This is a genomic window from Mycobacterium shunyiense, from assembly GCF_058270075.1.
In genome coordinates, this window is record NZ_JBZDPU010000040.1 from 596320 (window position 1) to 621448 (window position 25129).

25 protein-coding genes, 1 tRNA gene and 1 pseudogene are annotated in these 25129 nt (G+C 61.4%); 12 read left to right on the forward strand and 15 right to left on the reverse strand.

The genetic code is table 11. The annotated features are described in order from the left end of the window. Positions 1–16 precede the first annotated feature (16 nt). The 3 genes from AC4ELH_RS33410 to AC4ELH_RS33420 all read left to right on the forward strand — a co-directional run bounded on the left by AC4ELH_RS33410 (position 17) and on the right by AC4ELH_RS33420 (position 2265). The gene (locus AC4ELH_RS33410; RefSeq protein WP_498889116.1) at positions 17–670 is read left to right on the forward strand and encodes a GNAT family N-acetyltransferase; all 654 of its coding nucleotides are present in this window, start codon (positions 17–19) and stop codon (positions 668–670) included. A gap of 243 nt (positions 671–913) precedes the next feature. Then, entirely contained in the window at positions 914–2134 is a 1221-nt protein-coding gene (gene sepX / locus AC4ELH_RS33415) for a divisome protein SepX/GlpR (protein WP_498889118.1), read from the forward strand. 55 nt (positions 2135–2189) lie between these two features. Next, positions 2190–2265: transfer RNA gene (locus AC4ELH_RS33420), tRNA-Ala, on the forward strand. 637 nt (positions 2266–2902) lie between these two features. Here the strand turns inward: AC4ELH_RS33420 and AC4ELH_RS33425 are convergent. From AC4ELH_RS33425 to AC4ELH_RS33480, 12 genes and pseudogenes are all read right to left on the reverse strand, one after another. Continuing rightward, positions 2903–4006 (reverse strand): annotated as a pseudogene (locus AC4ELH_RS33425) (recombinase family protein); the annotation flags it as partial. Position 4007: 1 nt separating this feature from the next. Then, positions 4008–4448 (reverse strand): helix-turn-helix domain-containing protein, encoded by a 441-nt coding sequence (locus tag AC4ELH_RS33430; RefSeq protein ID WP_498889120.1) that lies wholly within the window; start codon positions 4446–4448, stop codon positions 4008–4010. A gap of 151 nt (positions 4449–4599) precedes the next feature. Beyond that, positions 4600–5217: an antirestriction protein ArdA gene (locus AC4ELH_RS33435; protein WP_498889122.1), complete on the reverse strand. Its 618-nt coding sequence runs from the start codon at positions 5215–5217 to the stop codon at positions 4600–4602. 138 nt (positions 5218–5355) lie between these two features. Further along, the gene (locus AC4ELH_RS33440) at positions 5356–5682 is read right to left on the reverse strand and encodes a hypothetical protein (protein WP_498889124.1); all 327 of its coding nucleotides are present in this window, start codon (positions 5680–5682) and stop codon (positions 5356–5358) included. An 86-nt stretch (positions 5683–5768) separates the two neighbouring features. Next, the gene (locus tag AC4ELH_RS33445; protein ID WP_498889126.1) at positions 5769–6806 is read right to left on the reverse strand and encodes a DNA-methyltransferase; all 1038 of its coding nucleotides are present in this window, start codon (positions 6804–6806) and stop codon (positions 5769–5771) included. Then, positions 6803–7795: a replication-relaxation family protein gene (locus tag AC4ELH_RS33450; RefSeq protein ID WP_498889128.1), complete on the reverse strand. Its 993-nt coding sequence runs from the start codon at positions 7793–7795 to the stop codon at positions 6803–6805. The genes AC4ELH_RS33445 and AC4ELH_RS33450 overlap by 4 nt, the downstream gene beginning before the upstream one ends. Beyond that, positions 7792–10008, reverse strand: a complete 2217-nt coding sequence (locus AC4ELH_RS33455; RefSeq protein ID WP_498889534.1) for a type IV secretory system conjugative DNA transfer family protein — start codon at positions 10006–10008, stop codon at positions 7792–7794. The genes AC4ELH_RS33450 and AC4ELH_RS33455 overlap by 4 nt, the downstream gene beginning before the upstream one ends. Then, entirely contained in the window at positions 9986–10300 is a 315-nt protein-coding gene (locus tag AC4ELH_RS33460; protein WP_498889130.1) for a hypothetical protein, read from the reverse strand. The genes AC4ELH_RS33455 and AC4ELH_RS33460 overlap by 23 nt, the downstream gene beginning before the upstream one ends. A gap of 91 nt (positions 10301–10391) precedes the next feature. Beyond that, on the reverse strand, positions 10392–10595 hold the full coding sequence (locus tag AC4ELH_RS33465) for a hypothetical protein (protein ID WP_498889132.1): 204 nt from the start codon (positions 10593–10595) through the stop codon (positions 10392–10394). Further along, positions 10592–10792 (reverse strand): hypothetical protein, encoded by a 201-nt coding sequence (locus AC4ELH_RS33470; protein ID WP_498889134.1) that lies wholly within the window; start codon positions 10790–10792, stop codon positions 10592–10594. The genes AC4ELH_RS33465 and AC4ELH_RS33470 overlap by 4 nt, the downstream gene beginning before the upstream one ends. Then, positions 10789–11058, reverse strand: a complete 270-nt coding sequence (locus tag AC4ELH_RS33475) for a hypothetical protein (RefSeq protein WP_498889136.1) — start codon at positions 11056–11058, stop codon at positions 10789–10791. The genes AC4ELH_RS33470 and AC4ELH_RS33475 overlap by 4 nt, the downstream gene beginning before the upstream one ends. After that, positions 11058–11363 (reverse strand): hypothetical protein, encoded by a 306-nt coding sequence (locus tag AC4ELH_RS33480; protein ID WP_498889138.1) that lies wholly within the window; start codon positions 11361–11363, stop codon positions 11058–11060. The genes AC4ELH_RS33475 and AC4ELH_RS33480 overlap by 1 nt, the downstream gene beginning before the upstream one ends. Positions 11364–11493: 130 nt before the next feature. Here AC4ELH_RS33480 and AC4ELH_RS33485 point away from each other — a divergent pair, with 130 nt between their 5' ends. Beyond that, positions 11494–12225, forward strand: coding sequence for a hypothetical protein (locus AC4ELH_RS33485; protein WP_498889140.1), 732 nt, complete (start codon positions 11494–11496; stop codon positions 12223–12225). A gap of 1121 nt (positions 12226–13346) precedes the next feature. On the opposite strand, the gene AC4ELH_RS33490 is transcribed toward AC4ELH_RS33485, so the two are convergent. After that, positions 13347–14267, reverse strand: a complete 921-nt coding sequence (locus tag AC4ELH_RS33490) for an uL30 family ribosomal protein (protein ID WP_498889142.1) — start codon at positions 14265–14267, stop codon at positions 13347–13349. A gap of 969 nt (positions 14268–15236) precedes the next feature. On the opposite strand from AC4ELH_RS33490, the gene AC4ELH_RS33495 reads away from it, so the two are divergent. After that, a complete protein-coding gene (locus AC4ELH_RS33495) occupies positions 15237–16319 on the forward strand; it encodes a DUF5925 domain-containing protein (RefSeq protein ID WP_498889144.1) in 1083 nt (360 codons plus the stop codon). Positions 16320–16428: 109 nt separating this feature from the next. Here the strand turns inward: AC4ELH_RS33495 and AC4ELH_RS33500 are convergent, their stop codons facing one another. Next, entirely contained in the window at positions 16429–16608 is a 180-nt protein-coding gene (locus AC4ELH_RS33500; protein ID WP_498889146.1) for a YegP family protein, read from the reverse strand. 730 nt (positions 16609–17338) lie between these two features. Between AC4ELH_RS33500 and AC4ELH_RS33505 the strand changes: the two genes are divergently transcribed. From AC4ELH_RS33505 to AC4ELH_RS33515, 3 genes are read left to right on the forward strand one after another with little or no spacing between them, the layout of a single operon-like run. Further along, positions 17339–18676, forward strand: a complete 1338-nt coding sequence (locus AC4ELH_RS33505; protein WP_498889148.1) for an HNH endonuclease — start codon at positions 17339–17341, stop codon at positions 18674–18676. 1 nt (position 18677) lies between these two features. After that, entirely contained in the window at positions 18678–19340 is a 663-nt protein-coding gene (locus AC4ELH_RS33510) for a NucA/NucB deoxyribonuclease domain-containing protein (protein ID WP_498889150.1), read from the forward strand. A gap of 16 nt (positions 19341–19356) precedes the next feature. Continuing rightward, positions 19357–19788 carry a hypothetical protein gene (locus tag AC4ELH_RS33515; RefSeq protein ID WP_498889152.1) on the forward strand — a complete coding sequence of 144 codons (432 nt, stop codon included), beginning with the start codon at positions 19357–19359 and terminating at the stop codon, positions 19786–19788. 274 nt (positions 19789–20062) lie between these two features. On the opposite strand, the gene AC4ELH_RS33520 is transcribed toward AC4ELH_RS33515, so the two are convergent. Beyond that, on the reverse strand, positions 20063–20620 hold the full coding sequence (locus tag AC4ELH_RS33520; RefSeq protein WP_498889154.1) for a hypothetical protein: 558 nt from the start codon (positions 20618–20620) through the stop codon (positions 20063–20065). 190 nt (positions 20621–20810) lie between these two features. Here AC4ELH_RS33520 and AC4ELH_RS33525 point away from each other — a divergent pair, with 190 nt between their 5' ends. From AC4ELH_RS33525 to AC4ELH_RS33540, 4 genes are all read left to right on the forward strand, one after another. Beyond that, the gene (locus tag AC4ELH_RS33525; RefSeq protein WP_498889156.1) at positions 20811–21125 is read left to right on the forward strand and encodes a WXG100 family type VII secretion target; all 315 of its coding nucleotides are present in this window, start codon (positions 20811–20813) and stop codon (positions 21123–21125) included. Positions 21126–21130: 5 nt separating this feature from the next. Then, on the forward strand, positions 21131–23335 hold the full coding sequence (locus AC4ELH_RS33530; RefSeq protein ID WP_498889158.1) for a TPR repeat domain-containing protein: 2205 nt from the start codon (positions 21131–21133) through the stop codon (positions 23333–23335). Between the two features lie 36 nt (positions 23336–23371). Beyond that, positions 23372–24271: a hypothetical protein gene (locus AC4ELH_RS33535; protein WP_498889160.1), complete on the forward strand. Its 900-nt coding sequence runs from the start codon at positions 23372–23374 to the stop codon at positions 24269–24271. A gap of 252 nt (positions 24272–24523) precedes the next feature. Next, positions 24524–24736: a three-helix bundle dimerization domain-containing protein gene (locus tag AC4ELH_RS33540; RefSeq protein ID WP_498889162.1), complete on the forward strand. Its 213-nt coding sequence runs from the start codon at positions 24524–24526 to the stop codon at positions 24734–24736. The last annotated feature ends 393 nt before the right edge of the window (positions 24737–25129 follow it).

Here is a 25129-nt window from a genome sequence, read left to right on the forward strand (position 1 = left end):
CGAATCGACTGTGCGGATGAGCCTGCTGCGGTCCAGTGCCTTTCACCCGGGTTGGCCCGGGCCGATCGGTCCGCTGCGGGTGCAGGCGGGCGTGGTGCGGCTACGCCCGGTGCGGCTGCGCGACGCGGCGGTGTGGAGCCGGATCCGGTTGGCTGACCAGGCCCACCTGGAGCCCTGGGAGCCGGTAAGTGGCGTGGATTGGCATGTCCGCCATGGGGTTTCGTCGTGGCCTGCGATCTGCTCGGGTTTGCGCGGTGAGGCCCGGCGCGGGCGGATGCTGCCGTATGTGATCGAGCTCGACGGCGAGTTCGCCGGCCAGCTCACGATCGGCAATGTCACCCATGGCGCGCTGCGATCGGCCTGGATCGGCTACTGGGTGGCCAGTGACAAGACCGGCGGCGGGGTGGCGACCGGAGCGCTGGCGCTAGGTCTCGACCACTGCTTCGCCGGGGTGCAGTTGCACCGGGTCGAGGCCACGGTGCGGCCCGAGAACGCCGCAAGCCGGGCCGTGTTGGCACGCGTGGGGTTCCGCGAGGAGGGCCTGTTGCGTCGCTATCTCGAGGTCGACGGTGCCTGGCGGGACCACCTTCTGGTGGCGGTCACGTTGGAGGAGCTGAAACATTCGGCGTCTCAAGCCCTTGTGTCGGCCGGGCGGGCCAGTTGGTGCTGAGCCGTCCGGGTCGGCCCGGATTGCGGCGCGCCGTGTCGAAACTGCGCCCAGGGTCGTGATTTCGCCGGATTCACAGCCCTGGAAGCCATCTCGGCGAATTCGGGTTCTTGAGCTGTTACCAATGTGACACGTGTGACTAGTGGTGCTTGTATCGAATGAATTACAGGTGTGTAATTGTGTCGGCGCGCCATCCATGGATGCGCTGGTCACAGACCTAGCCTGAAGGGGAAAGGAGCAGGCGTCATGCCAAGCATCCCCCAGTCACTGCTGTGGATTTCCCTTGTCGTTCTCTGGCTTTTCGTTTTGGTCCCGATGTTGATCAGCAAGCGCGACTCGGTGCGTCGCACCAGTGACGTCGCCCTGGCGACACGAGTTCTCAACAGTGGCCGCAACGCACAACGCTTACGACGCGGCCCGGCCGCCGGGCATCACAGCGATCCGCACTGGAAACACACGGCCGACCACCTCGACGAGAACCTCGATGACGACTTCGAGGAAGACGAAGAGCCGGCCGAAGTGCGCGTGCACGCCACCGTGCAGCGCACCGTGGTGGTGGCCGCCGTGAGCGTCGAGACCCCCGAACCCGACTATCTGGATGTCGACGTCGTCGACGAGGACTCCGGTGCACTGCCGGTCGGTGCGATGGCCGAGGCTGCCGAACCCGTCGCCGAATCCGAGGAAGTCGCCGAGCCCGAACTCGAGCTGGAATTCGAGACGCAGCCTGAAGCGGAAGCCGAGCCGGAACCAGCACCGGAGCCCGAAGCGGAGCCTGAGCCCGTCGCGGTCGAGGAGCCGGCCGCGGAGTTCGACGCCGTCGAATCCGAGGCCCAGACCGAGCGCATCGCAGTGGATCTCGATGAGAACCAGGAGCCCGAGGGCGCGCCGGATCCCGTCGGCGCCGACGATGAAGAAGAACTTGCCGACGAGTACGAGTACGTCGACGACTCATCGGGCCTGGAACCCGAGGCCGAGGACGAACCGGTCGGCGAGGAATCGGCAGAGACCCCCGTCGGATCGCCGAGTGCGCCCCGCCAGCGCCGGTTCGAGTCCAAGACCGCCGCGGAGGTCAGTGCCCGCAAGTTCCGGTTCCGCAAGCGCGTGCTCGCGGTGCTGGCGGCCACGATGCTGTTCTCGGCGGGCGCTGCCTTCCTGGTGACGCCGTCGGCCTGGTGGGTGTGTGGCGGTGCCGGCACGGTCACCGTGCTGTACCTGGCCTATCTGCGCCGCCAGACGCGTATCGAGGAACAGTTGCGGCGTCGTCGTGCACAACGGATGGCGCGGTCCCGGCTGGGCGTGGAGAGCACCGACGACCACAAGCTCGACGTGGTGCCGGCCCGCTTGCGTAGGCCCGGCGCAGTGGTGCTCGACATCGACGACGAGGATCCGATCTTCGAGCACCTGGCCTACGCGTCGTATGGGTCGATGTCGCGCGAATACGATCTACCGCGGGCTTCCGGCCAGTAGGCCGGCCGGTTTCCGGTTCCGGGCCGACGGCTGGTAGCCTTTCGTTCCGGTATCAGGGGCTATAGCGCAGTTGGTAGCGCGTCTCGTTCGCATCGAGAAGGTCAGGGGTTCGATTCCCCTTAGCTCCACCAAAGAGTTCTTACTCGAACCGACGCCCGAAAGGATGTCGGCAAGGGAAAGAGCTAATCCAGAGTAAAAATAACGACGTTGTGCTCGATCCGAGGCTCCCGCAAGGGGGCCTCGTTTCGTTGTGCGGGCAATCGATGCTGTTAGCGCACTCGCTTTGGTCTTGTTCGTGAGGTCGAGCGCTGCATGGAAATCCGCAAACGGCGGCTTCAGGTCACTTGCTTGGACCCCTTGATCATCGACGTAGAACCTCTGGTAGTAGGTCTCGTTGATGTTGCGACGCGTGGCATCGTTTCCGTTGTTGTACGACTTCTCCGGGTCAGACATCAGATCAAGGGCGTTAAGCAGCACGCCGGCCCCAATGGCGAGCTCGGCGTCGGTGTTGGCCAGGCTGGCTTGGGCGGCGTTTCGTTCGGCTTGGATCTTCCGCAGTCTGGCCATGACCTTGGCCTTGGGAAGCGCGTCGTCTGCTAGGAGGTCTACGAGTCTGTCCTCCCTGGCTTCCAGGTCCTTGAGTTTGCGGTTCAAAGCGGTGTGCAATTCGGCAACGCTGGTCTGTTCGCTTGAGAGTGCATCCTTGAGTAACTGCCGAACGTCGGTGACAAAAGTGGCAGGCAGGTTCAAGGTCGCGTAGTGGTCGATGATCGCCTGTTCCACCTTCTCCGCTTGGAGGTATGGCAAGTCGCACACACCGTCTTGGCGCCCACGGCACAGGAAGTAGCCGTAGCGAGTGCCGGAGCGGTTTGTGGCCTCCGTATAGATGAGTCGTGAAGTGCGCTCGTTTCTTTCGCAGCGGTCGCAGAACAAGATGCCCTTGAGGTAGTGCTGCAAGACCCTGTCGCGCTGGCCGCTCTTGCTGCGAAACTCGAGCACTTCTCGCACCCGATCAAACAATGCTTGGTCGACGATCGGTTCGTGCCGTCCTTGGTAGATCTCGCCCTTGTAGACGACGCAACCAACGTAATAGGGGTCGCGCAGCATGCGATGCAGCCACTTGAATGTGACAGGCCGCTCGGGGAGTTTCCCGGCGGCGCGTGCAGTCAGTCCGAGGTCGGCCATGGTCGCTTCGAGGCGTTCGAGCCCATAGTCGCCTGTTGCATACAGTTCAAATGCGCGGCGAACCAGAGGTGCTCGCTTCGGGTCGACCTGCACGGTGTTGACCAGTCGGCCTTCATGTTCCACGCGGACGTTCAGATAGCCTAGTGGTGCTTTGCCGGTGGTTCCGCCGTTGGCTGCCTTGTGCTGCAGCTTGATTCGAATATCTTCGCCGCTGAGCTTGTTCTGGACGTCGTTGAAGATGTCGGTGACGGCTTCCATGGCATCGGCGTAGACGCCATCGCCGAAATCCTCGCGGGCGGAAACCAGCCTGACGTTGAGCTTGTCCAAGACGCGCTTGGTGATCGCGGCGTCGATGTAGTTGCGGAAGGCGCGAGAGCGCGCGTAGACGACCACGTAGCGCACTTCGGGGTTCTCACGTAGGAACGTCAGCATTTCCTGAAAAGCTTGGCGTTTTTCGATCGTTGATGCGGAGACGCCCGGTTCAACGAACTCGCGGACGACATCAGCGCCCAGATTGTTGGCCTTGCGGTTGCTGACTTCGCGTTGCGTGGCAATGGAGTTGCCGTCCGGGTCGATGTCGACGGCGGTGTCCAGTTGCTTCTTGCTCGACACGCGAAGGTAGAGCACGGCTTTCGCTGCCCCGTCGATCTGGTCAAGCGCGGGACCGGTGGTGAGGTCGGCCGTCATGTCAGGACTCCTTCGGCGGACCCAAATGGTGCATGTGAGGATGGGCCGTGTGTCGTTGGTCGGCTATCGGATTGGCTGTGTGACCGTGGCTGTCGGCGAGCGCGTAGACGTATCCCGTTCTGGTGACGTAGTGCTCGATGTCCTCGATGGCCGTCTCGGACAGGTCATCGAACTTGGCGCGCAGATAGGTACCGAAATCCGGCAGGTCGTCGCCGGTGAGCCAGCCGATGGTGGTGAACAGTTCCAACGGGTTGATGCCGAGGACCCTGCCGATCGCGATTATGCTCTCTACGCGTGGTTTGGCGATCATGCCCTGCTCGATCCGCCACGCGGTGCCTGGATCGACTTCAGCTCGGCGGGCAACTTCATTGACACTTAAGCGGAGTTCTTCACGCTTGTCTTTAAGAAGTTTGATGAGTTTAACGGTTTGTTCCGGTGTCATGAGAATTGCGCCCCTTTGTACCCTTAATTGTACAATGAAATATTGAATAAAATCAATATGGAAACGTATTCTTATGACGCAATAATTTGGAGATTCGTCCGTGATTATTTCAATTCTGAAATGGGCGATGGAGCGGTTGTTGGGGTAGCTGCTACAGGTTGGTGCGGAAGATCCACACGCCCCCGTTCGGGTCGTCGACGGTCGCGATGTCGCCGGACAGGTGCATGTCGCGGGCGATGGCGGCGTAGTCGATGCGCACGTAATCCCGCAAGTGCTCGGGAAGCTTGTCCAGCTCTCGCGTGTGGCCCAGGTCGTCGGCCATCTGCTCGACGTAATCGGTGATGGAGCCGTAGTGGCCGAGGTAGGCCTCATGAAAGCTGTCGATGTCGAAGCTGGCCGGTTCCCCCTCGAACACGTCAGCCCAAGCGGAATAGGCATAGCCGTGTTCGGCGATGCCTTTGGCAATGAGGGAAACGAGTTCAATGGAATCGAACTCGTTGACTTTCCAGCGGCCGAATTGTTCGTAGTCGTGGATGGCCCACTCTTCGGCGTTTGGTTCGTGGGAACTAGCCAGGATGGCGTTGATGTCGGCCTGGATGTCTTCGGGGTCGCGGGCGGCGTCGATCCACGCGCCATGCAGGATGCCGTTGTTGTAGTCAGCGAGGCTGGCGACGTAGATGGCTGGTGACCGTTTCGGTTCGGGCTCAGCCTGCTGCGAAGCTTCCGGCCCTGGGGTGGGTTCTGTTGGTTCGTGGTGTTTTTCATTCATTCTCACCTCCCTTCTGTTTCTCAATGGTTGTGTGGGGCCGGACGGGAAGCAGAGAGCGTGATTGGCTCGATCTGCTTCCCGCCGGCCCCGTGGTGCGCCGTAGGTGTTACTGACGCCCGTGTCCTATAGAGGGCACGGTCAGGTTTCCGATGGGGTTTCACCTCCCCTTGCGCTCCGGCGTGGCCGGGTAGTGCTGGGTTCGCCGCCGTCGGCGAACAGGGTGGCGATGGCCTGCTGGCGGGCTGCGGCTTCGCGCTCGATTTCGGCGCGGGCCTCAGCCGCCTTGCTGACCAGTTCCGGATCGTCCTTGGCGCGAGCGATGCGCTCGGCGATGGCGATCTGGATTTCATCGGTGATGGTGCCGTCGCGCAGTTGGGCGATGAAGCTCAGCTGGGCGTGGACATCCGGCTTGAGTTTGATGCCAAGGGTTTTGACGCCTCGGGTCAACTCCTCGGGTGCGGACATAGCAACCTCCTCGGTGCTGTGCGGCCGGTAAACGCTTGGTGCGCTTACAGATACGGCCGCATGACGCCGACGAGGCAGCCGCTGGCTCATGCGGCTGCTCTTTCGGGTGGAGCGGTGCGCGGATCGGACCGGGCTGCGGCAATGCGTGTTCTGGCGACGTCTGCGAACTCAGGATTGAGTTCAATGCCCACCCAATGCCTGCCCAACTTCTCGGCAGCGACGGCGGTGGTGCCGCTCCCCATGAACGGGTCGAGCACCACACCTGGTTCGCTGGGCTGCCCGCATGCGCAGGTGGGCGCAAGTGCCGCGCGGGTGGCAACTCGCCCGAGTGGGCGGATGAGCCGTTGCTGCCATGGCAGGCGGCAGCGGGTGCAGCGGGCTTCGGGACAGCCGGCGGCGATCATGCGTTCGGCCAGTGCCAGCGGGAAAATCGCGTGGTGCGCGCTGCGGTAGCCACCGGGCGTGATTGTCCAGACGTCGCCTGGATTCTTGCCCAGCGGATGCCCCGGTTGTCCTAGGGCTTTGAGCGCGGCGAGGCCGGTCGCTGCCATGCCGTTGGGGCCGCGCCAGGCTTCGCGCGAGGCTGCCTGCTTCGATGCTTTGCCGTTCGTTGACGGTGCGGAGCGGTGCGGCACCCGGATGGCGTCGAGGTCGAAGAAGTACTTTTGTTGCTTGGCGAGGACATAGATGACCTCGTAGGTGCAGTTGAGTCGATCCGGGACGCTGGTCGGGACGGGGTTGGGCTTGACCCAGACGATCTTGTTGCGGATGACCCAGCCATTCGCCTGGAGCTGCAGCGCCAGCCGCTCAGGAGCCATCAGCAGGCTCTTGCTGGCAGCCCCCTGCTTCGGGTGTCCGGAGTATGTGTCGCCGAGGTTGAGCCAGTAGGTGCCGGTGGGAACCAGTACGCGATGAACTTGGGCACTGATTGCTGCCAGAGTGTCGACCCACTGATTCACGTGACGTTCCAGCCCGATCTGACCATCGGTGCCGTAGTTGCGCAGCGAGTAGTACGGCGGACTGGTGATCACACAGTCGACCGAGGCGTCGGGCAGCTTGGCGAGGCGTTGCAACGCATCTCCGACAATGATCCGGTTGCGGCGCACACTGCTTGGGCCGCTCATTGGGCGCCTCCGGTCTGCATCATTGCGAGCGCATCCTCAGGTGCCAAGATGCGAAATAATGCGGATGTCAGTCTGTGGTCGGTGGCGATGGCGTCGGTGAGGGCCTGACGGCGATGTTCGGCTTTTGCCGGGTTGGGGTGGGTCACCGACCAGATCACGAGCGGGAATGATCCGTGGCGGTCCTGCTCGATGCCGGTCTGTCGGTATGCCTCGTACTCATGGCATTTCCTGAGCAGTGTCGGGATGCTCTCGGTGCCCAGGTCGACTTCGATGAACCAGGCATGCACCAGGTCGGTGCCGGTAGCGGTTTCGGCGTAGAGGTCAGGTTTGAGCGTTCGGCGGGCAGCTCCCACGCCGACGAAGTTGCGCCACGCGGCTGGCTCCACCGCACTGTCGACCAGTTCGATGTCGCCGTTGCGATCCGCGACGATGAGCGCGACATGCAGATCGGCGATGGCTAGCCGATGGTTTAGGAACCGCGCGGAGGGTTCGTGGATTCGGCGGGCGCGTTGTCCAGCACGGTGATGCAGGATGCGGTCGCCGGCGGTGTCGACGAAATACGTCAGTCCTTCTGATCCTGCTTTGATCCCACCCACCTTTCGTTCGAGCACACCGATGGCTCGGAGATCTCGCAGGCGACCCAACGTGCGACGCGCGATGCGGCTGCGGGCAGTTGCCGCGATACCGGCGAAATGGAGCGCTTCGATGTGCCGGGTGGCGAGGAACTGATGCTGTTCGATTGACAGCAGCACGGCGTGATCGCGGGAGCTGATGGTGTCGGCAACGTCGGTGACGACTGATCGGGTGATGTGTCGACGTTGACGATGCTGGTTGTTGGTTGTGGTGCCCCGTGGGGCACCATCATTCGCTGACACTTCTGGGTCGGATCTGCGACCTGCCAGGGGCGGCGTACCAGCGGTCTCCGACCCGATCGGAGCAGCGATCGGAGCGCTCTGCCCGGCGATCTGAGGTGGCTGCGGGACGTTCATGGCTGCCTCCTGCGCTGGCGAGGGGCGCCGATGTCGGTATCGCTGCCATCGCCAGCGGCGCCCTGAACAAGCCCGGCGAAGCTGGCTTCGATATCGGAGAGGGGCTGGCCGTAACGTTCACAGCTGAGCCGGCGGATCGTGGCTGGATTGCTGGACGGGGCCGGGGCGGGTTTGGTGCTGCCGGAGGCCCAGGGCTGCACGGTGTTGTCTCGGACCAGGCTGGCGTAGACGTGGTGAGCTGGCAGACGGGTGAAGTCCTCGACGGCGAGCACGGATTGGCCTGCGGTCATTACTTTGGCGTCACCGGCTTGCAGCTGGAAGCAGATACGGGAGCGGGCGTTGTTGCGGAAGGCGTCGAGCATCGCTGGCTGCAGCTGCTTCTCGTATTGGTGCGCGAGATGAAAACCAGCGCCGAGGCTGCGGGCGGTCGCCAGCGCGTCGCCGAGATCGGTGGGCAGGCGCAAGTAGTCCTGCACCTCGTCGATGTACACCATGACGGGATCGCGGGTGCTTTCTGGCGTGCCCGCGCGTTCGCGGATGGCTTGCCAGAGTTCGGCGACCACCAGGGCGCCGAGCAGTTGGGCGTTCTCCGGCCCGATGACGCCCTTCTGCAGTGGCACCAAAAGCACTTTCTTCTCGCGCAGGACTTGGCGAACGTTGAACTTCGGGTGTTGTTGAGCCAGGACATCGCGCAGCGGTTTGCTCAGTAGCGGTCGCAGCTTGTTGCTTAACGGTGCGATGGTGGCGGCGGTTGCTTCGGGAGACAAGCTGTCGAACCACTGCCAGAACGGTCCGGCGGCGAACGGATCCTGAGCCATGATGTTTCGGGTCAGGCGACGGCGGAATCCCGGATTGGTCAGCAAGAGCGGGAGCATCACCAGCGTGGCGTCTTCGCGGCGGGCGAGCAGATCCAGGCAGTTGCGCAGGATGTCAGCGGAGCGCGGACCGAGGCTGTCACCCCAGATGGCTTTGAAGGTGCCGAACAGGCTGTCAGCGACGACCTCGGGGGAGCGGCCGCGGCGGTGGGCGGCGTCGAGCGGGTTGATACCGACCGGAGCCGCGTCGAACGGATCGAGCACCACGATGTCACCGCGCCGCTTCTCGGGGATGCGAGCCAACAGATCGGAAATGAGATCTTTCGGCTCGATGACCACGACTGGCCGGTCGGCTTCGAGGTCTTGCAGGATCAGGTTGAGCAACAGTGTGCTCTTACCCACCCCGTTCGGGCCGATGACCCAGGTGTGCCTCAGCGCATCGATGGTGTCGTAGCCGATGGTGCTGTCCGTGCCCGGTGCCGAGGCGTCGGCCACGACACGTTGCCCTGATTGCAGTGCGGCACTGGGCCGCACCAGCCGGGGGTGCAGCGGCGGCTGGCCTGGAAAGTGTTCCTCGTGGTCGGCGATCGGCCAGCCGGACAGGCGGGCAATCTCGGTGACGGTCAGGCGCTGCGCTGGGGTGAAAACGGACCACGACGCTCGCGGCGCATTCATACGATCGGGCTTCTCGCGGCGCAGCGTGACGCGCACGTCGGGAGACTCAGTGGTACCGATAGCAGCAGCCAGTCCCAGTAGCAATGATCGGCGGCGTTCGGCGGTCGGAGCATGGACGCCGAGGCGGACCGCTGCGGCAAAGGCGTGTTGACCGAGTTTGTGCGCCAAGGCTTGCCGTGCGCCGGGGCGTGTATCGGTGGTGATGCCGTGGAGCAGTTTGGACACGACTTGCTGGTTGTCGCGCTTGGGTGCGGCCGGCACGACTTTGGGGTGCTGGCGGGGTCCGAGCACGATTTGGATGGTGAGGCGCTCACCTTTCCCGACGGCGGTCAAGGCGTGCAGGATGGAGCGATGTGATGCCACCGCGTCGACAGGCTCAAGCTGACGGACGTTGGTGCTCAACTGGATTCGGCGCGCGGCTACGACGGCCTCGCGATCGTCAGTCTGAAAGCCGGTGACGATGGAGCCACCGACTAGCTGCTCGACGGCACGGCGGACGGCCGCTTTATGCCGGAGCTGACTGCCGATCAGATATTCCACGCCGGTCACGTCGGCGCGCGCTTCCAGGATGAGTTGCGGGGCGTGGGTTTGCGCTGCCCAGTGGCGCAGGAGCCCGAACGCGGTCGCTTCAGAGAGCGGCTGCGGCCAGAACAACTGCTGCCAGACCAGCGAACCCGCCGACACGGTGGCATCACCGTGGTTAGGCACGGGCGGCCTCCCCATTGTCGGCCGTGGATTGCGGCGTCGATTCGGCCGCGCGGTCATTCATGGCGTCGCGGGCTTCGGCTTTCGCTTCGGCGTCGCGTAGCGCTATCGCGATGACGGCGCGGCTGAGTTTGCGCAGATCGGGTGGATCACGGCGCACGCTGCGCACGGTGATGTGCCGCTCGAGTTTTGGAGTGCCGCGCGAACCGCGGCGGTAATTGGTTCTTCCTGTTTTAGACATAGGTATCCTCCAATCGGAATTCTTGTTTAATGGATTTCGGCCATTGATTTGGTTCAATGCCGTGACCACATTATCTATTGAATTAAATCAATAGTCAATACATTTGCGTTGCAGCGCAACATGTTTGACTATCTGTCAATAGAGGTAAATTGACAATATTTTACCAATTATTTCGTATTGTTTTAATTACAACGATCACCCCAATAATTGCCGCGATGAGGGTCAGAATGCCGATAACCACGATTAGCATCGGCAGCATGGATTCGATCAGCGCAACGGAGCAGTACAGCGCGATGATCGCCAGCAGGATGCCGACACACCAGCCGACGATGCGGTTGATCCACCCACCCGGATCGGTGCTCATGGCTTCCTGCGATGGTCGGCGAGGTTCCGCCAGGATTGCCCGGCAGCGTTGTTCATGGCCCGCCGCGCTTCGTGGAACTCTTCGTCCACAGCGAGCAGCGCAGGCAATCGGCGACGCGAGCGCGCGGGAGCCCCACGCACCCACACGGCGAGCACACAGAAGCCGACGAAGGCCAGTAGAACGAGGATTCCTGTCATTGCGGTGCGCCAGCCTCGAACCTGCGCAGCAATTCGCGAAGGCAAGCATCTTCACCGGCGAGTTCGTCGGCGTACCTGCCCAGTTCGCGCTGAACGGACGCCGCGTGGGTGGTGACCTCGACAGAGACTTCGTCACCACCGATCCCACCCAGTTCATGTGCGCCAGGGCCAGGACGCGACCTGCGTCGCAGCCGGATCGCGACCAGCGTCCCGGATAGGGCCGCTCCCACGACGAAACCGGCGGCCCCGCACAGCACCGCGACCATCACAGCGGGAACTCCGACCCGAACTTGCTTTGGATACGGCCGGCCTTGTCGATGAAGCCGACCTCGATCCGGGTCAGGACTGCATCCAGCACCGGATCACCGTTGGCCAAGTGCTTGCGGTAGCTGTCGATGTCGACTGCCCGCTCCATGATTCGCCCGGCCAATGCCGCCTCGGCGTCGATCCTCAGACCGGTGAAGCCGGTCTCGTTGACGAGCTTGGTGACGGCCTTCGTGTGATTGCGGTCATCGCGCGACGGGATGAGACGCGAGCCGGGATTTGCCCAGCGTTCCAGCTCGTTGTGCATGGTTACTCCTTATGGTTGCTGATTGAGGGTTTCTCGCCGGGCTCGGAATGAACCCGATGACACAACCGTAGGAAGTCAGTGCAGCGGCAGTCGTGCACAAAAAGTGCAATCGGGAGGCAGGTCGATCAGGGTGGCCGCAAAGCAGAAGGGTGACTACCCCGATATCTACGACGAACTCACCCGCATCCGCCGAACTGCTGACGCGGGGCTGACACCTCACGTGGTCGCGGCGTCACCAACGCTGTGCCGATTGCTCGGAAACGGTGACCCGTTCCTTGCCACTGGCGAGCTCCGGGACCGCCTCTCGACCGCAGCCGCTCGGGGCGATCGCGCCATCTTGGCCTTCTGCCACAGTCTTGCGCCCGGCAGAGACGCCACTGAACGACTGATCGAAGCCGGCAACAGACTGGCCGTCGAGTACCGGCGCGCCCGTGACCTCAGCGACCTGGGCGCTCTCAAGATCGCCCAAATCATCGGCAGCGATCAGGAATGGCAAGTTCCGTTCATGGGATGCAGCCTGACGATCCGTCGATGGGACGTGACGATCGAGGGATACGTCCTGGTTGCCCGCGGCTTCCGGGACTATCGCCATCCCCGGTTCATGTTCGATCAAGACGATGTCGAACTCACGCATCGATACGCCGACGAGGGGGACTGGGAGCGACATAGCTACGGCCCCATCACATTTCACCTCAGTCAGGAGCGCCACAGCGTTCAGATGCGGCGCCTCGGAACACCCAAGATCCGAGTCAACGCCTACGTCCAATCCGACAATCCAGACATACGCATCGGCTCAACCCTTGCACTGCTGGACTACGTTGCCAGCTTCACACTGCATCGCTCGGATCGGACGGATGAGTGAGCTAGTTTCTGCGGCCAGGACCTCGTTGATGAACCCAACAATTTGGCGATTATCAGTCGCGGGTGAGAACGCCATGGCGAGTCGCGATTGCTTCGCGGGTTGCCGACCGAACCGCACGATGCCGCGATTATCGCACCACTAAGTAGACTAGTTGATTTCATTATGGTCGAGGTCAAAGAATCGGTCTATAGTTCAATCTATCGACGGAGTCGGTTGGAATGATCGTGGTTGTGATCGTGTCGGGCTTTGCGTGATCCGTGATTATCGATGGCCAAAGCCAAATTGCTAGGCACGCCAACACATTGAATGCAATCATGAAATAGTTCAGCGGAGTCAACCCGCAGACTGTCCAACAGGCATAGGTGCCAGCGCGCCAACGCTTCAGCAACCACGGAACGAGCGGAGTCAGAACCAAGCCTAAACAACCGACTAGCGCGCGGATCTCACTGGGCAGTCCTGGCGCTAGCATCGCCGCACCCATGATCGTAGCGAGAGACGCTACGGACTGCGATGCGTCGATATCTTTCGAGCGCTCTGCGCGCTCAGCTTGAACCGCTGCGCTAGCGCCATGTGGAGCCGTCACTGCCACGCCAACTGCGGCTCCGATCTGCAAGATGATGCCAATAATGAATGGCACGTATGCACCCATGGTCAGCAACGGAAATGGAGAGGGTACGGTTCGTCGGTACCTCCGACCGACTGCTCATCTTCATACAGGCCGCGAACCTCAACGATGATCTGCAAAGCGTGGCCGTTGCTTGGCGGGCATACATCCAGGTGCGATAGCCAATGACTTCTCGGAACGCCTCGTTCTCTCGGGTTGAGATCGACCCTGAGTGGCCACTCTGTCGTCGGGTTTTCATTTGGATACGTGATTTGCGCGTCGGTTGTCACGCTCCGTATGACAATCCGTCGTCCAAGCAGGCTGTAGTTGGTGCTTTCGAACTGGTGTAAGCCAAGGATATCCGGCCTGCCTGCGCGGAACGACCGTGTCTTGTCGACGCGAGTCTTGAGCTTAACGTCTGCCCTTTGCCTCTCAGGAGTGATAAGTGGAACTGAAGCAAAGCCGCGAGCCATGCGAATGCACCTCCCTGGGGAGACATTGATCGTCTCGGAATAGCCTACGCGATCGCGCGATGTCCGAGTGAGCGAATTATTGGATCCCTGAGCTCGGTAGCTGCTCGCCGTACGTTTTCCGAAGCTGTCAATCTCATGAGTTCGTGAACTGTGGCCCACCGAACTTCGTCGGCGCTATAGCAGAACTCCACGTATGACCGCTTGCCGTCTCGGAGCTTGACATGCGGTTCGCGCCAGGAAACCTGCGCTTCCCCGTGAGTTGCGACAATGAAGTGGACATCTTGGGGCTTATTCACCGCGATGTTTTCGGCATCGTGACTGCTGAGTTCTTTAGCGTTTTCCGCGTAGATGATAAAGCCGTCGTCTTCTGTGGACGGTTCACCAAGAGTCTTGCGAACGTGTTCGATGATTCTATCGACACCGAGCTTCGACGACCAGATGACCACACCGGCGTCGGGACCAGTTTCGACCTGTACGTACTCGTCGTCAGCGAGCTCATAAATCGAACCCGAGAGCTCGCGGCTGTTTGGGATCATTTGAATCTCGCGCTTCACAAAATCCTCCACTCTGAAAGGCCGTGACCAGACTTCGTCAATTTTGAGTACTGGCCAGCTAGTTCCGGGGATCTGCCGACGTGCCTTGTTTCGGACCGAGCGGAATTCGTTGCGAAGATCAGCGACGGTGATGGAAGAATCGAAGAAACTAACAGTGACGAGGTGCTTGATATCATCGACTTTGCCCATGAAACACGGGTCGAGTCGGTGGCCGAGCACTTGATCACCCCAGGCGTGGAGACCGAGGTCATTTGCGACAATGCGCTGATCTGCTCGCTTGCCGGCCAGCCCTCGTGAGAGCGATACCAGCACGTCGCCTCGGCTCTTTGGATCCAGTCGATCAGGCAGGGGCGTAGTAAGGCGAATTTGTTTGCTGCCTCGCCCTGTCGGCGGCGCAATCCGTTGGAGCATTGGCGGATGCTAACAAACATTCCAGGCGGACACCCCAGGGTTCGTTCTCGCATCTTTTGACGCGCATTTTCCGACCAGCCTGACTTTGGGATCGGCGGAGCATCAGTGTTGCTGTTAGTGATACACATGGCGTAAGCCTATTGTAACAATTATGTAACAAATGGCAATGGGTGCAGCGCGTGAGCGCGGTGGCGCGTCGCGCAATCGACGATCCATGCGGTAATCGTCTCAAGTGTCAGTGCGTTCACCGTGTTGACACGCGGGACGGGGGCTTGGTGAGTAGCGTCCTCGGTGACCACGAGCCGATCGTCTTGTTTGTTAACTCGAAGAGAACCCCGACAGTGCTTGAGGCTGCGGTGAGCCCTCTGGAGTGGTCCAGTCGGGCTGTGCCCGTGTCGTAGAGATCAACTGGACCACCAAACGGGTCCTCCTCAATGCCTACACGACCAACAGCATCATCGACTTGCCCTCCTGAGCGCATTTCAATCGCTCGCACTCCCGTAGCTCTTGCGGGGCGCGCACCAAGTCCGGTTGCGCCAATATTGTTACTGTGCAATATAATCCAAGCCTGTCCTTCGTCAGGGCATTGTTGCCACATGTGTTGATCGGCCCGTCGAATCGGGCGTAGGGTCAGACCCCCTCCAACGCCCGTCAATCACGACGGACGCGAAACACCTTGGCGCAAAGGAACTTCGATGATAGATGTCGATGAGGCTATAGCCGATCTGGATTTCACGCCCTGTATCCGGTGCGACTGCGGACTTCCCGTGCCGCACCCGGCGAGATACACCGTCATCGCGAGCTGCGGATGCATCTACGTGATCTGTGAAGCTGCGACGTGGCAGGCAGTGACTCGTGTCGACGAGCCGACGTTCTGTGATGTGTGCCTGCGAATCGACGTATTCGTCCGTCATGCTGCGGCGATCGAGTGGAGCTGCAGCCGTGTCCGCCCGTAGCCTCCCCTCGCACGTGTCCCAGCTGATCCTGCCTGACTACCGTGCCCGGCCCGAGGCAGTTCTCTATGCCGCCTTCACCCAGCCGCAGCTTGACGGCACGCAACCGTACGTCGCTCGGCGCGTCGTTCGCACTAGCGTGAGTCTTGATGTCGCGGCTATCGTCCCAGAGGGCTTCGAAGTGAGCCGCCGCGTGTCCACGAGCAGCAGCGAGTACCTATTCGCACATGACGACAGGGCCTCGATCCTGCTTGAACATTGTGGCGGCCAAGCGGTCGAGATCTATGTCAGCGCTGACGAGTGCGAGCACGCAGCATTACTTCTCCGGCAGGTCATGTCACGCATACCCGAGACGAAGCTGTCGAAAGATGCTGTCGGCGTGACTGTCTGGCATCTCAATAGCCGTGGCCCGTCACCGAGCCTCAAGAACATCTGCGTGCCCGCCTGGTCGGAGATCCGAAGCAACTATCCGACCGCAGTCGCCGGGCCTCTTGATTCTCTCTTCGCGACCGAACGGCCCTACGACTGCGGCAAGCTCATCCTGTGGCACGGCGAACCAGGCACCGGCAAGACGACGGCGCTGCGCTCGCTGATTCGCCAGTGGAAGGACTGGTGCTCAGTCGACTACATCGCTGATCCTGAACAGCTCTTTGCCAGCACTGGCTATCTGCTTGAAGTAATCGGCAAAGCCAAGCCCAGCGCACAACACGACCGGGGCACGGCACGATGGCGCCTGCTGATCGCCGAGGATAGCGACGAGTTCCTGCGCGTTTCAGCGCGCAAGGAAGCCGGCGCCGCCCTCGGTCGGCTGCTCAACTTCACCGACGGCATTCTCGGTCAGGGCTCGAACACACTCATCTTGCTGACGACCAATGAACGCATGGATCGGCTGCACCCGGCCGTGGTACGGCCGGGGCGCTGCCTGGCACAGATCGAATTCACGCGCTTCTCACCTGCTGAGGCCGGGCGATGGCTACCCGAGGACTTTGCCCGACTGTCTGAACCGAAGACCCTGGCCGAGCTGATCGAGTACCGCGACGCGGCGAAACGGATCAGCACCGGCATCGCTCCGGTAACGAATATCGGGACGTACTTGTAGCTGTCACCGCCGACTGCGGAGTGGCCGCAGCCCGGGTTAGGAAGCGCGACGGTAGCGAGGTTGCGTCATCATCGGGAGTGTGTCCTCGGATCGACGCCGCTCGGAGTCGTTAGGTTAAGTCCACGACGGGAGCGCCCGGCGCGTTCTTCTTGATCGACTCGATTCCGTTCTGAGCACCGGCCTTTGACTCGTACGCTTCGCCGGTGGCGATGATCTCGCCGTTCCCAGCCTTCAATCGGAACCGAAACTTCCCGGCCGCGTCCTTGTACAGTTCGAACTTGCCCGCCACCTGTCGCTCCTCACCATGATCATCGGTTAGTGCGTAGCGACGCTATCAATGCAGACCTATCCGCGTCACGCTTCTGGAGCGGAGGGGGGTGTGGCGGAGACTGCAGGACAGTGAGCGATCCTTCCTGCGTCGTCATGCCAACCGATCCGTGGTGAGCTCTGACTCAGAGCGAAGGGCCGCCGTAGCGCGTTGGGGGCGGCGTGCCTTTTAATCACGCGAGCATCGAGGTCACCCTCGGCCACTCAGCCCTGTTGATCTTGTTCGAATCGCGGCGAGCTTTGAACGGCGGCGTCACCGTCCGACGGATCGGGCCGCGCGCTCTGACATGCAGCCTTGAGGGACTTAGCCCGGGTTCGTGCGGCCGACGCTCAGGCCTTCGGTGGGGGGTCCCTACTTTCAGGTTTAGCGACCGTCTCAGGGTGTCTCAGCAACGCCTATGCCGGGTGCCAACAGCTTGCGTTGTGGCTATCGATGCACGTAGCTGTCAGTTAGTAGGACATCACGTTGATCATTTGCCCACCTGGAAAACGACCCTGCGACTCACCTACAGATCGTTTGATGTCAACGCTGGCAGATTGCGGTTGACGGAGGTGTTGCCTACAGTCTCGATCATTGGATCGCAGATAGCTGAGCGCTTTCGTGCGACGATTGCTGATCGGGGGATCACATGAGGAACAGTCACCGCTGGACGACAGGTGCAGGAAATTTTCTGCACGATAGCCAGCAAAGTATGTGGCTGAGCTGGCCGACGCGGCTTCTTGCGGTGGTGTGTGCGATCGCGGTGGTGATGACCGGGCTGCACTGGGCCGCCCCACAGAACGACCGGACTCGCGCCACGACGTCGCCGACTGCGGTCGCCGAGGCCGCCTCAGCGGCGTTCGCGGGCACTGATCTTGCATCGGATGCCACGCTGAGTGCGCAGCAGCGTTCGGCAGGTATTCCCACCGAACCGGTGGCGGGCTGGGATCTGCCGACTGCCGATGGGCGCAGTGTGCAGCTGGTGCTGCCTGGCGGTCTGGGCCCAGCCGAGGTCACTGCTGCCGGCCAGGTGGTCTATCCCGATCGTGGTTCCGGGTTCGACGTGATCGCCGAAAATCAAGGCGCAGGTGGGCGCACCATCACCCGCATCCCGCAACCCGTCAGCAGCACCGCGAAAGGCAGCGAGGCGCCAGGGCTGCCGATCGTGCCGATGTTCGTACGCACCCCCGCCGATACGGTGATGCTGGCCCATACCAACGGCATGCTCACCATCAACCAAGCCGGCCCGTCTGCACAGACGATCGCCACCATCGCCACCCCACAAGCCCGCGACAGTTCTGGCGTATCGGTTCCGAGCGCCTTTGTGACCCAGCAACTGCGACCCGGCCTGTACCTGCTGGCCCAGGTGATCCAGCCCGACGCGGCCACCGCGTGGCCGGTGTACGCCGACCCGTGCTTTTCCTGCATGGTCGACAGCGCCGTCTCAGGGGTGACGAAATTGGCCGATGCCACCGTCTCCGGCGCCAAGACTGTCGGAACGTTCGTCAAAAATAATCCGCTGGAGTCCGCCCAGATCGTCGGTGGCACACTGCTGATGGCCACCGGCGCAGGCACCGGTTTTGGCGCGAGTCTGGTCTTCAGCGGCGCCACCGGGCTGGTTCAAAAAGCAGCGGCAGCCAACCCCACTAACACCACCCTGCAAGCGCTCGGCGACGCCATGGAAGTCGCCGGCTACATCAGCCCGGCCCGCAGTCTGCAAAAAGGTGCCACCGAGATCGCCGAACGCGGTGTTCAACGCATTGGTGACGACCTCGCCGCCAACACCGCGAAAAACATGGGCGACGCCGCCAAACCCAAAGCAGTCACCCCCACACCACCATCGCAACTGGCCAACGACATCGCCAGCGCCGTCACACCAAAACCGGGCAGCGGCACACCCGCTGCGCCCAACGCACCCCCGGCCACTGCGGGCGACCCGCCAACCAACACCCCTCCACCGGCCAAGCTCCCGTACGACCAAGGGCCCGTACGACCAAGGGCCCAATGGGCCTCGCACGTTGCCCAAGGGATGCCAGCTCGACTGTGGTGACGTGACGAAAACCCCTGTGGGTGTCTATGACCAGGCGGAGATGCCAGGTCGGGACGGGATGACCGGCCACTATGACGCCAATCTCACGACCCATGCTCGCGGCAAAGCCCCAGACACCTTCGATAAAGTTGACCGTAAGCAGGCACTGCAGAATCGGCGTGACGCGCTACGAGGATTCCCCGGAGGACCTGCAGGTACAGTCCGGCACGAATGGCCACCAGCTTCGTCGGCTCAAGGTGGCACCGGAGCAGACCGAAGTTACCAACCTAGCGAAGAGTCAGACATCGAGCTAAACATTTTCAATGCTCTGGCCAAGAAGGAAAAAGTTAAACCCGGTGACCAGTTCGCGATGGTCTACCGTGGCGATGACGGAAAGACCCGATGCGTCAAGTGTGCGCTAGCACGCCGCGACCAGCAACAACAGCAGAAAGCCTCCGCTGAGTCAGCTCGCAGCCAAGCCATCAGCGCCGCCCGGCAGAACAACAAATCCGTTGGTCAGTCCACAGTCAGCAATAATCTCCAAGATTCGAGTGAATCGCCGTCTGACAAGCGACCCGGGGGCAACAAGAAGAACAACAGCTCCAAAAAGAACGACAAGAAAAAGCAGAAAAAGCAGAAAAAGAAGGACAAGAAGAGCAAACAGAATCACAAGCGCCCCAAGTAGTGAGGACTGCGAATCCATGTCAGACAACGAACTAGCTCTGGACGTCATGGTTTTCCCTGAATACGGCTGCGTGGAGATCAGCGATGCAGCCAGCTACGGCTCCGTCAACCCACCGACCGGGAACCGCCGCGAGGGCCCTACCAGCTCCACCGAGCACGGAGTATTCGTCTACACCATGACGATGGACGCCGCGATCGACCGCGATCAAGACGTCAGGGTCCGAGTGCTGCGCGGCGAGGATCCCGCCGGGCTGGGCACCCTGGTGTTCGACCACACCATCACGATCACCGAACCCGCCCAACTAGCCGTCAACGGACCACTCGCAGACACAGCAGGCGAAGACGGCGGTGTCGTCACGCTCGACCACACCGGTCCGATGCGGATCCAAATCTACGTTCAGCCCCCCGACGCGGCCGAAGAAGTCAACGTCCTCATCCCAGATTGTTGATATGTCGCGAAGCCATGTGCTCGGCGCAACGAAAGTCTGGGGTGCTGGCGAAGCCCGGCATTGTGCAGGATCCGGCCACGACACGGTGGCGGCTCCTGATCGCCGAGGATAGCGACGAATTCTTGCGCGTTTCGGCCCGCAGAAAGCCGGCGCCGCACTCGGCCGGCTACTCAACGCTCTTCAGTAGTCACCACGAAGATTCTCGCGTGCGCCGTCAAGCCCGTCCGATTTGCCCGCGAAAGTAGGTCTGTTCGGGTCGGAGTTCCAAAGTTGTCTATCCGTCAAGCACGGTGCTGATGAGGTTGCGGATCTGCTGGGTGTATTCATCGTGTGTATCGCCGAACGCGGTGGCCATGCGGGTGAGCCGTTCGTGGTAGGCCGTGGCGCGTTCAGCGCGGGCGATTGTCTCGGTCTCGCGCTGCACGAGCAGGTCGGGTTCGGCATCGTTCAACGGTTCCCAGTCGGCGGTGTCGGTGAGCGTCCAGTCCTCCGCGATCTGGAAGCCTTCCGATTCCACCCGCGCGGCGAATCTCAGCAGCGGTCCACGTCGGGCCAGGACTGCTTCAGACCCCTCTTTTCTCACCTCGCCGAGGGCATGGGCGGTGTTCAGGATCGCCGCGACGGCGTCGGCCACGGCGGGCATTTCATTGATCAGGCGCAACGTGATGGCCTCATCGTCGGGGTACTGCTCAGCGATGACCTGCGTGCGGCGGATGAGTTCATCGCACACCTCGACCACCGCGGCCCCGAACTCTCCTGCGCTCGTCAGCTTCACCGCTGCGTCCTGCCTCATCGCGTGCAGCAGCTGCAACGCCGCATGGGGAGTTTTCACGCGGGTCATGTTCTCACGGGCTGTGAGCGTTATAACGGGTCTGGAACATTGGGTCCCGACCAGCGTCAGCCAATGAAACGAACCCGCCGGAGTCTGCAGCAGAAATTGCTGCAGCTTGTGGGGTTGCGAGCCTGGTAGATTTTGTCAGCAAACGAGCGCGTATCGAGCTTGTGGGTTTGGGGGATTGGCGATGTCGAACGAGCTGAAGGTTGATTTGCCGTCTGTGCAGGCGGCCGCTGAGAAGATTGAGGCTGCGGCCGAGGGGCTGCGGGCCGCCCATGGCGCGGTTCATGACCGCATCACTGCTGCTAAGAGTGGGTGGATCGGGACCAGCGGACCAGCACTGGCAACCGTTACCGGCAAATGGGAAGACGAATCCGCGGCACGCTACACCGAGCTGATCGGGCACGCCGAAGGTTATCGGTCGGCAGCGGCCAGCTATGGCGCCACCGATAACAACGAGGCTTCTGATGTCCAAGCCGCCGCTGCGGCGATGAAGCTGTAACAGTCATGACCCTGTCGATGGCTGATGTCGATCAGTGGCAGCCTGACCAGATCGATGAGGTTGGCAACGCCCTGGCCGAACGCGCACGCACCGGCGGACAGACCGCCCAAGAGTTGCGCGGTCTGCATGACATGGCGAAATGGCAAGGTGACGCGGGCGACGCCGCTAAACAAGCTATAGAGAAGTCAGCAACCCACCTGGAGACCTCGGCACAAAATGACTTCCTGACCTCCATGGCCACCAAGAAGGCCGCCCAGGACGTGAGGTCGGTCAAAAACGACCTCAAAGCCATCGTCGACTACGCCGCACAGCAGCCGGCCGTCCCAATCAACTTGGACACCAACACCGTCACCAAGCCCGACACCACCGGCTGGGACGACGACGACATCAAAACTCTGAACGACAAGATCGCTGAACTTGAGGACCGGATCGTGGCGATGCTTGCCACCGCGACCGAAACCGACAGTGATCTGGGGCGCGTCATGCAGGCTGCGGCCGGTGGCGATCCGCAGACCCCGGCCGAGCAAGGCTCCGGTGACGGGCATTCGGTGCGCGACGGACAGCTGACGCCCGAAGAGTTGGCTCGCTTGAAGGAAAACACGGCATTGACGCCCGAGCAGCTGCACTCGCTGGCACGGGGCGATCTGGTGCTGCCAGCCAGTCAACTGGAGTATCTGAATTCGATGGCCCGCTCGATGGACGGCATGAACATTCAGCAGACCCGCGCCATGATGGACAACCTGGACAAGACTAATCCCGGTGCCAGCCGCGATCTGATGAACGCGATGCAAATGCTGTCCGACCCGAAGGTCAAAGCCGCTGGGGCTGACTGGAAGGGCGGACTGGATCGGTTGCCCGACGGGATCAAGAACGTGGCAGAGAAGCTGCCCTCAGATCGGGGCAATATTCATGTGGGTGATCGCCAGGACCTCGCGGCGGTCATGATGAAGGGCAGCCCGGAATTTATGCAGGGCTCCGATCTGGACCGGGCGGTGTTGAAGCAAACCGAACAGCTACTCCAGGGCGCGCCTGCCGGGACCTATAAGCAAGGGTGGGAGCATTCAGCCGATCTTGCACTCAAGCCCTTGCTGGAAGCGGCCGGACGAGATCACTGGGCCGTGCATGATCTGGTTGCCGGGGCGGACGGCAAGTCGCCCAACAATGAGTTCATCAGCAACGCCCTTCGCCATCACTGGGATGACGGTGGTGCGGCGGCGGCAACCGTTGCCCAGGGATTGGCCCCGGTCGCCATGGACAATACCCAACTCGAGGCCGCCACGAGGGCTGGTGAAACGGTTTTCGCCTTCGACAAATACATCGTCGATCATCACGACCAATTCACCAATATGCAGGATCTGGCATCCACGCTTCCAGGGCAGACACCGACGGTTGAGGCCAATCAGACCTTTGGCAAAGCCCATCCAGAACTCGTAAAGGCGCTTGCCGAGGCGAATGCGCCGTTCCTGGATGACATGATGAAACATGACGTCAACAACACCCACGGATTCGGCGACTTGGAAGCCGCAACGGATGCCAAAGGCGGTGATGCCAACATGCCTGGGATCAAAGACCTTCTGAGTACCCTCAATTCCGATCCGGTCGCCGGTTCAACGATCAAAGGTGCAGTGGAAGGGCATCATCTCGGGTTCCAGCAGGACTACATCAACTCCCTGGCCAATCACGACATACCCGATGTCGACGCGCTGCGGGCTGACGGTCGGCTTCAAGGACTAAACGATGTGGCAGTGAGCGACAGTAACGCACAACAAGCCGCGAACGAATACGCCCAAGCCCAACTGGAGTATGAGCAGAAGGAAGCACGATGGGAGGCCATCACGACGATCGGCGGCTCCGTCCCCCACGTCAGCGATGCCCTCGACGCCGTCGGCAAAGTGCCTGGAGCGGAAAGCCTGTTGGAAGATATGTTCGGTGCAGGTGATGCACCAACAGCCCCCGAGCGTCAACACATTCCTCTTCAAGAACCGGGACCGAATCAATACCGTATCGCCGAACAATTATACGGAAATGATTACGGCGACAAAAACCTCTTCCCGAACGGATTCCCCTCCTACGACGACTATGCAGCTACGGATAGTCATGGCGTTGATGCGCGAAACAAGGTGACCGAATATCTCGGCGATGACACCAGACTGGATCTCAATGAATACGACAAGGCATACCGCGATGCCCGCCCGAATTTCTCAAACTAGGTTGGCCAGTAGTTGAATACCTGCATGATCGTACGAATGGCCAGGACAACATTAGCCGCCGCCGCGGCTGCGGTATGCGTACTCGCAGGATGTTCCGACCACGAGAAACCGCCCCCTACCCCTGCGGCCGCGAAGACCATGTTCCCGAACTGGCCGAACGAACTGAACGGCTTCCGATTCCGATGGACAGCACAACCCGGCATCGACCTGCTCGCCGGCCCCGCAATTCCGGCACGCGCCTACCTTGAGTCCTTTTGGATCGGGATTATGACGAAGTCCACGGCGAACACCTACCAAGGCTTTCAGCGGGCTGTCCCGGAACTTCCTAATCCCCGGTCTGGCTATGACGAACAGGTGCGATGGGGGGAATTACCATATGAGTTGAAATGGATGATACCTGGGAGTGACAGATACCTCAGTTTGGGTGACGGACCATTCTTCGGCAACCAGTACTTTCACGTTTTAGAACTCTCCCCACTCGCAGACGGCTACCTCGCCTACGTGTGCGACGGTATATACAACATTTTCCACCCCACGGTAGGGCAACCTGGGAGATATTCTTCGGTCATGGATTCTCCAGCGGATAGAACCGTGCAAAAACGCGAAGAGGGTGCAGTAACCCTCTGGCGGATCGAATTCAAAAACAGCGACGGCGGGATTGGAAGCATGCAACCCCAAGCCGGGACGAACCCCGCACCGATCGGTGATGTGTTCGGACACTGGAAAATTACCGGTGCCTCACTGGACAACTACTGGGGCCACATCGGAAAAACCACCCACACCCCACAAGATCCCGAGTATCTCCAGATGCGACAGCAGTGCCGCGACGCCATGCCCCATAACGTTGAGCAGCGCGCACAGATCCTCATGAGTGTGCTCGACACCCCACCCCAAGCAGAGCCCGCCGTACCCGGATGGCCCGACAATCCAACCTAGTCGCGGAGTCTGATGCCGGACGCCAGGCGTGGGCACAGTGCCGCTCGAGGCGCCGACTTTGCACGACCGTAAACCGGTTGCCGCAGCGAGAAGGAAAACACGGGAGAAATATGCCAACCGCCAGCGATATGTGTCTCGACGTCGCGCGGCCAGGGGGAGATGCTCGACTGTGCGTTGACAGCTTCAGGTGCCCACCGCTTGTTCATGATTGTGGTTGACAGCTGCGGGTGCTCGCGCGCATGGTCGGTGGTGATGCGAGAAGTCCGAGAAGATGCGGTTCTAGCCGAGATCGCCGACAGGTTGATCCGGGAGTTCTCTACGGTCGAGGCTGCCGACGTGGATTCAGCTGTCACACTCGCCCACGGCCGGTCCGATGCCGGCCCGATCCGCGATTTCATCCCGTTGTTTGTTGAGAAGCGGGTACGTCGCGACATTTCAGAGGGCGGACTCGTCAGCAGGTCCTGATTCCTGATTGAGTCGCCCCCAGTCGCTTAAGGCTGGGGGCGACGCTCATGATGTCACCCGAGGTCGTCGAGCAGGATGTTGATATCTGTTGCGTCGCTGGCGGGGGCTCCGGGAATCGTGGTGCGTGCGTAGATGTGGAGCCGGGACCAGTCCTGTCTCCAACTCCGTCGTGACGTGGCCAGCCAAAAGAAGATCGCATGACCGCCAGGCCAATGCTGATCATCACCTGGGACGACCCAGCACCGGATGCGGGCCAGCGGGTCACAAGAAACCAGAGCTCGAGTTGTCAGTCGGTGTTCGTACGCTGCGCTGAAGAAGACCGACTCACGACGTCTCTGGGAGAGGAAGACGATGATTGAACTTGCGCGTACCCGTTACGCCGTTGGGCGAGTT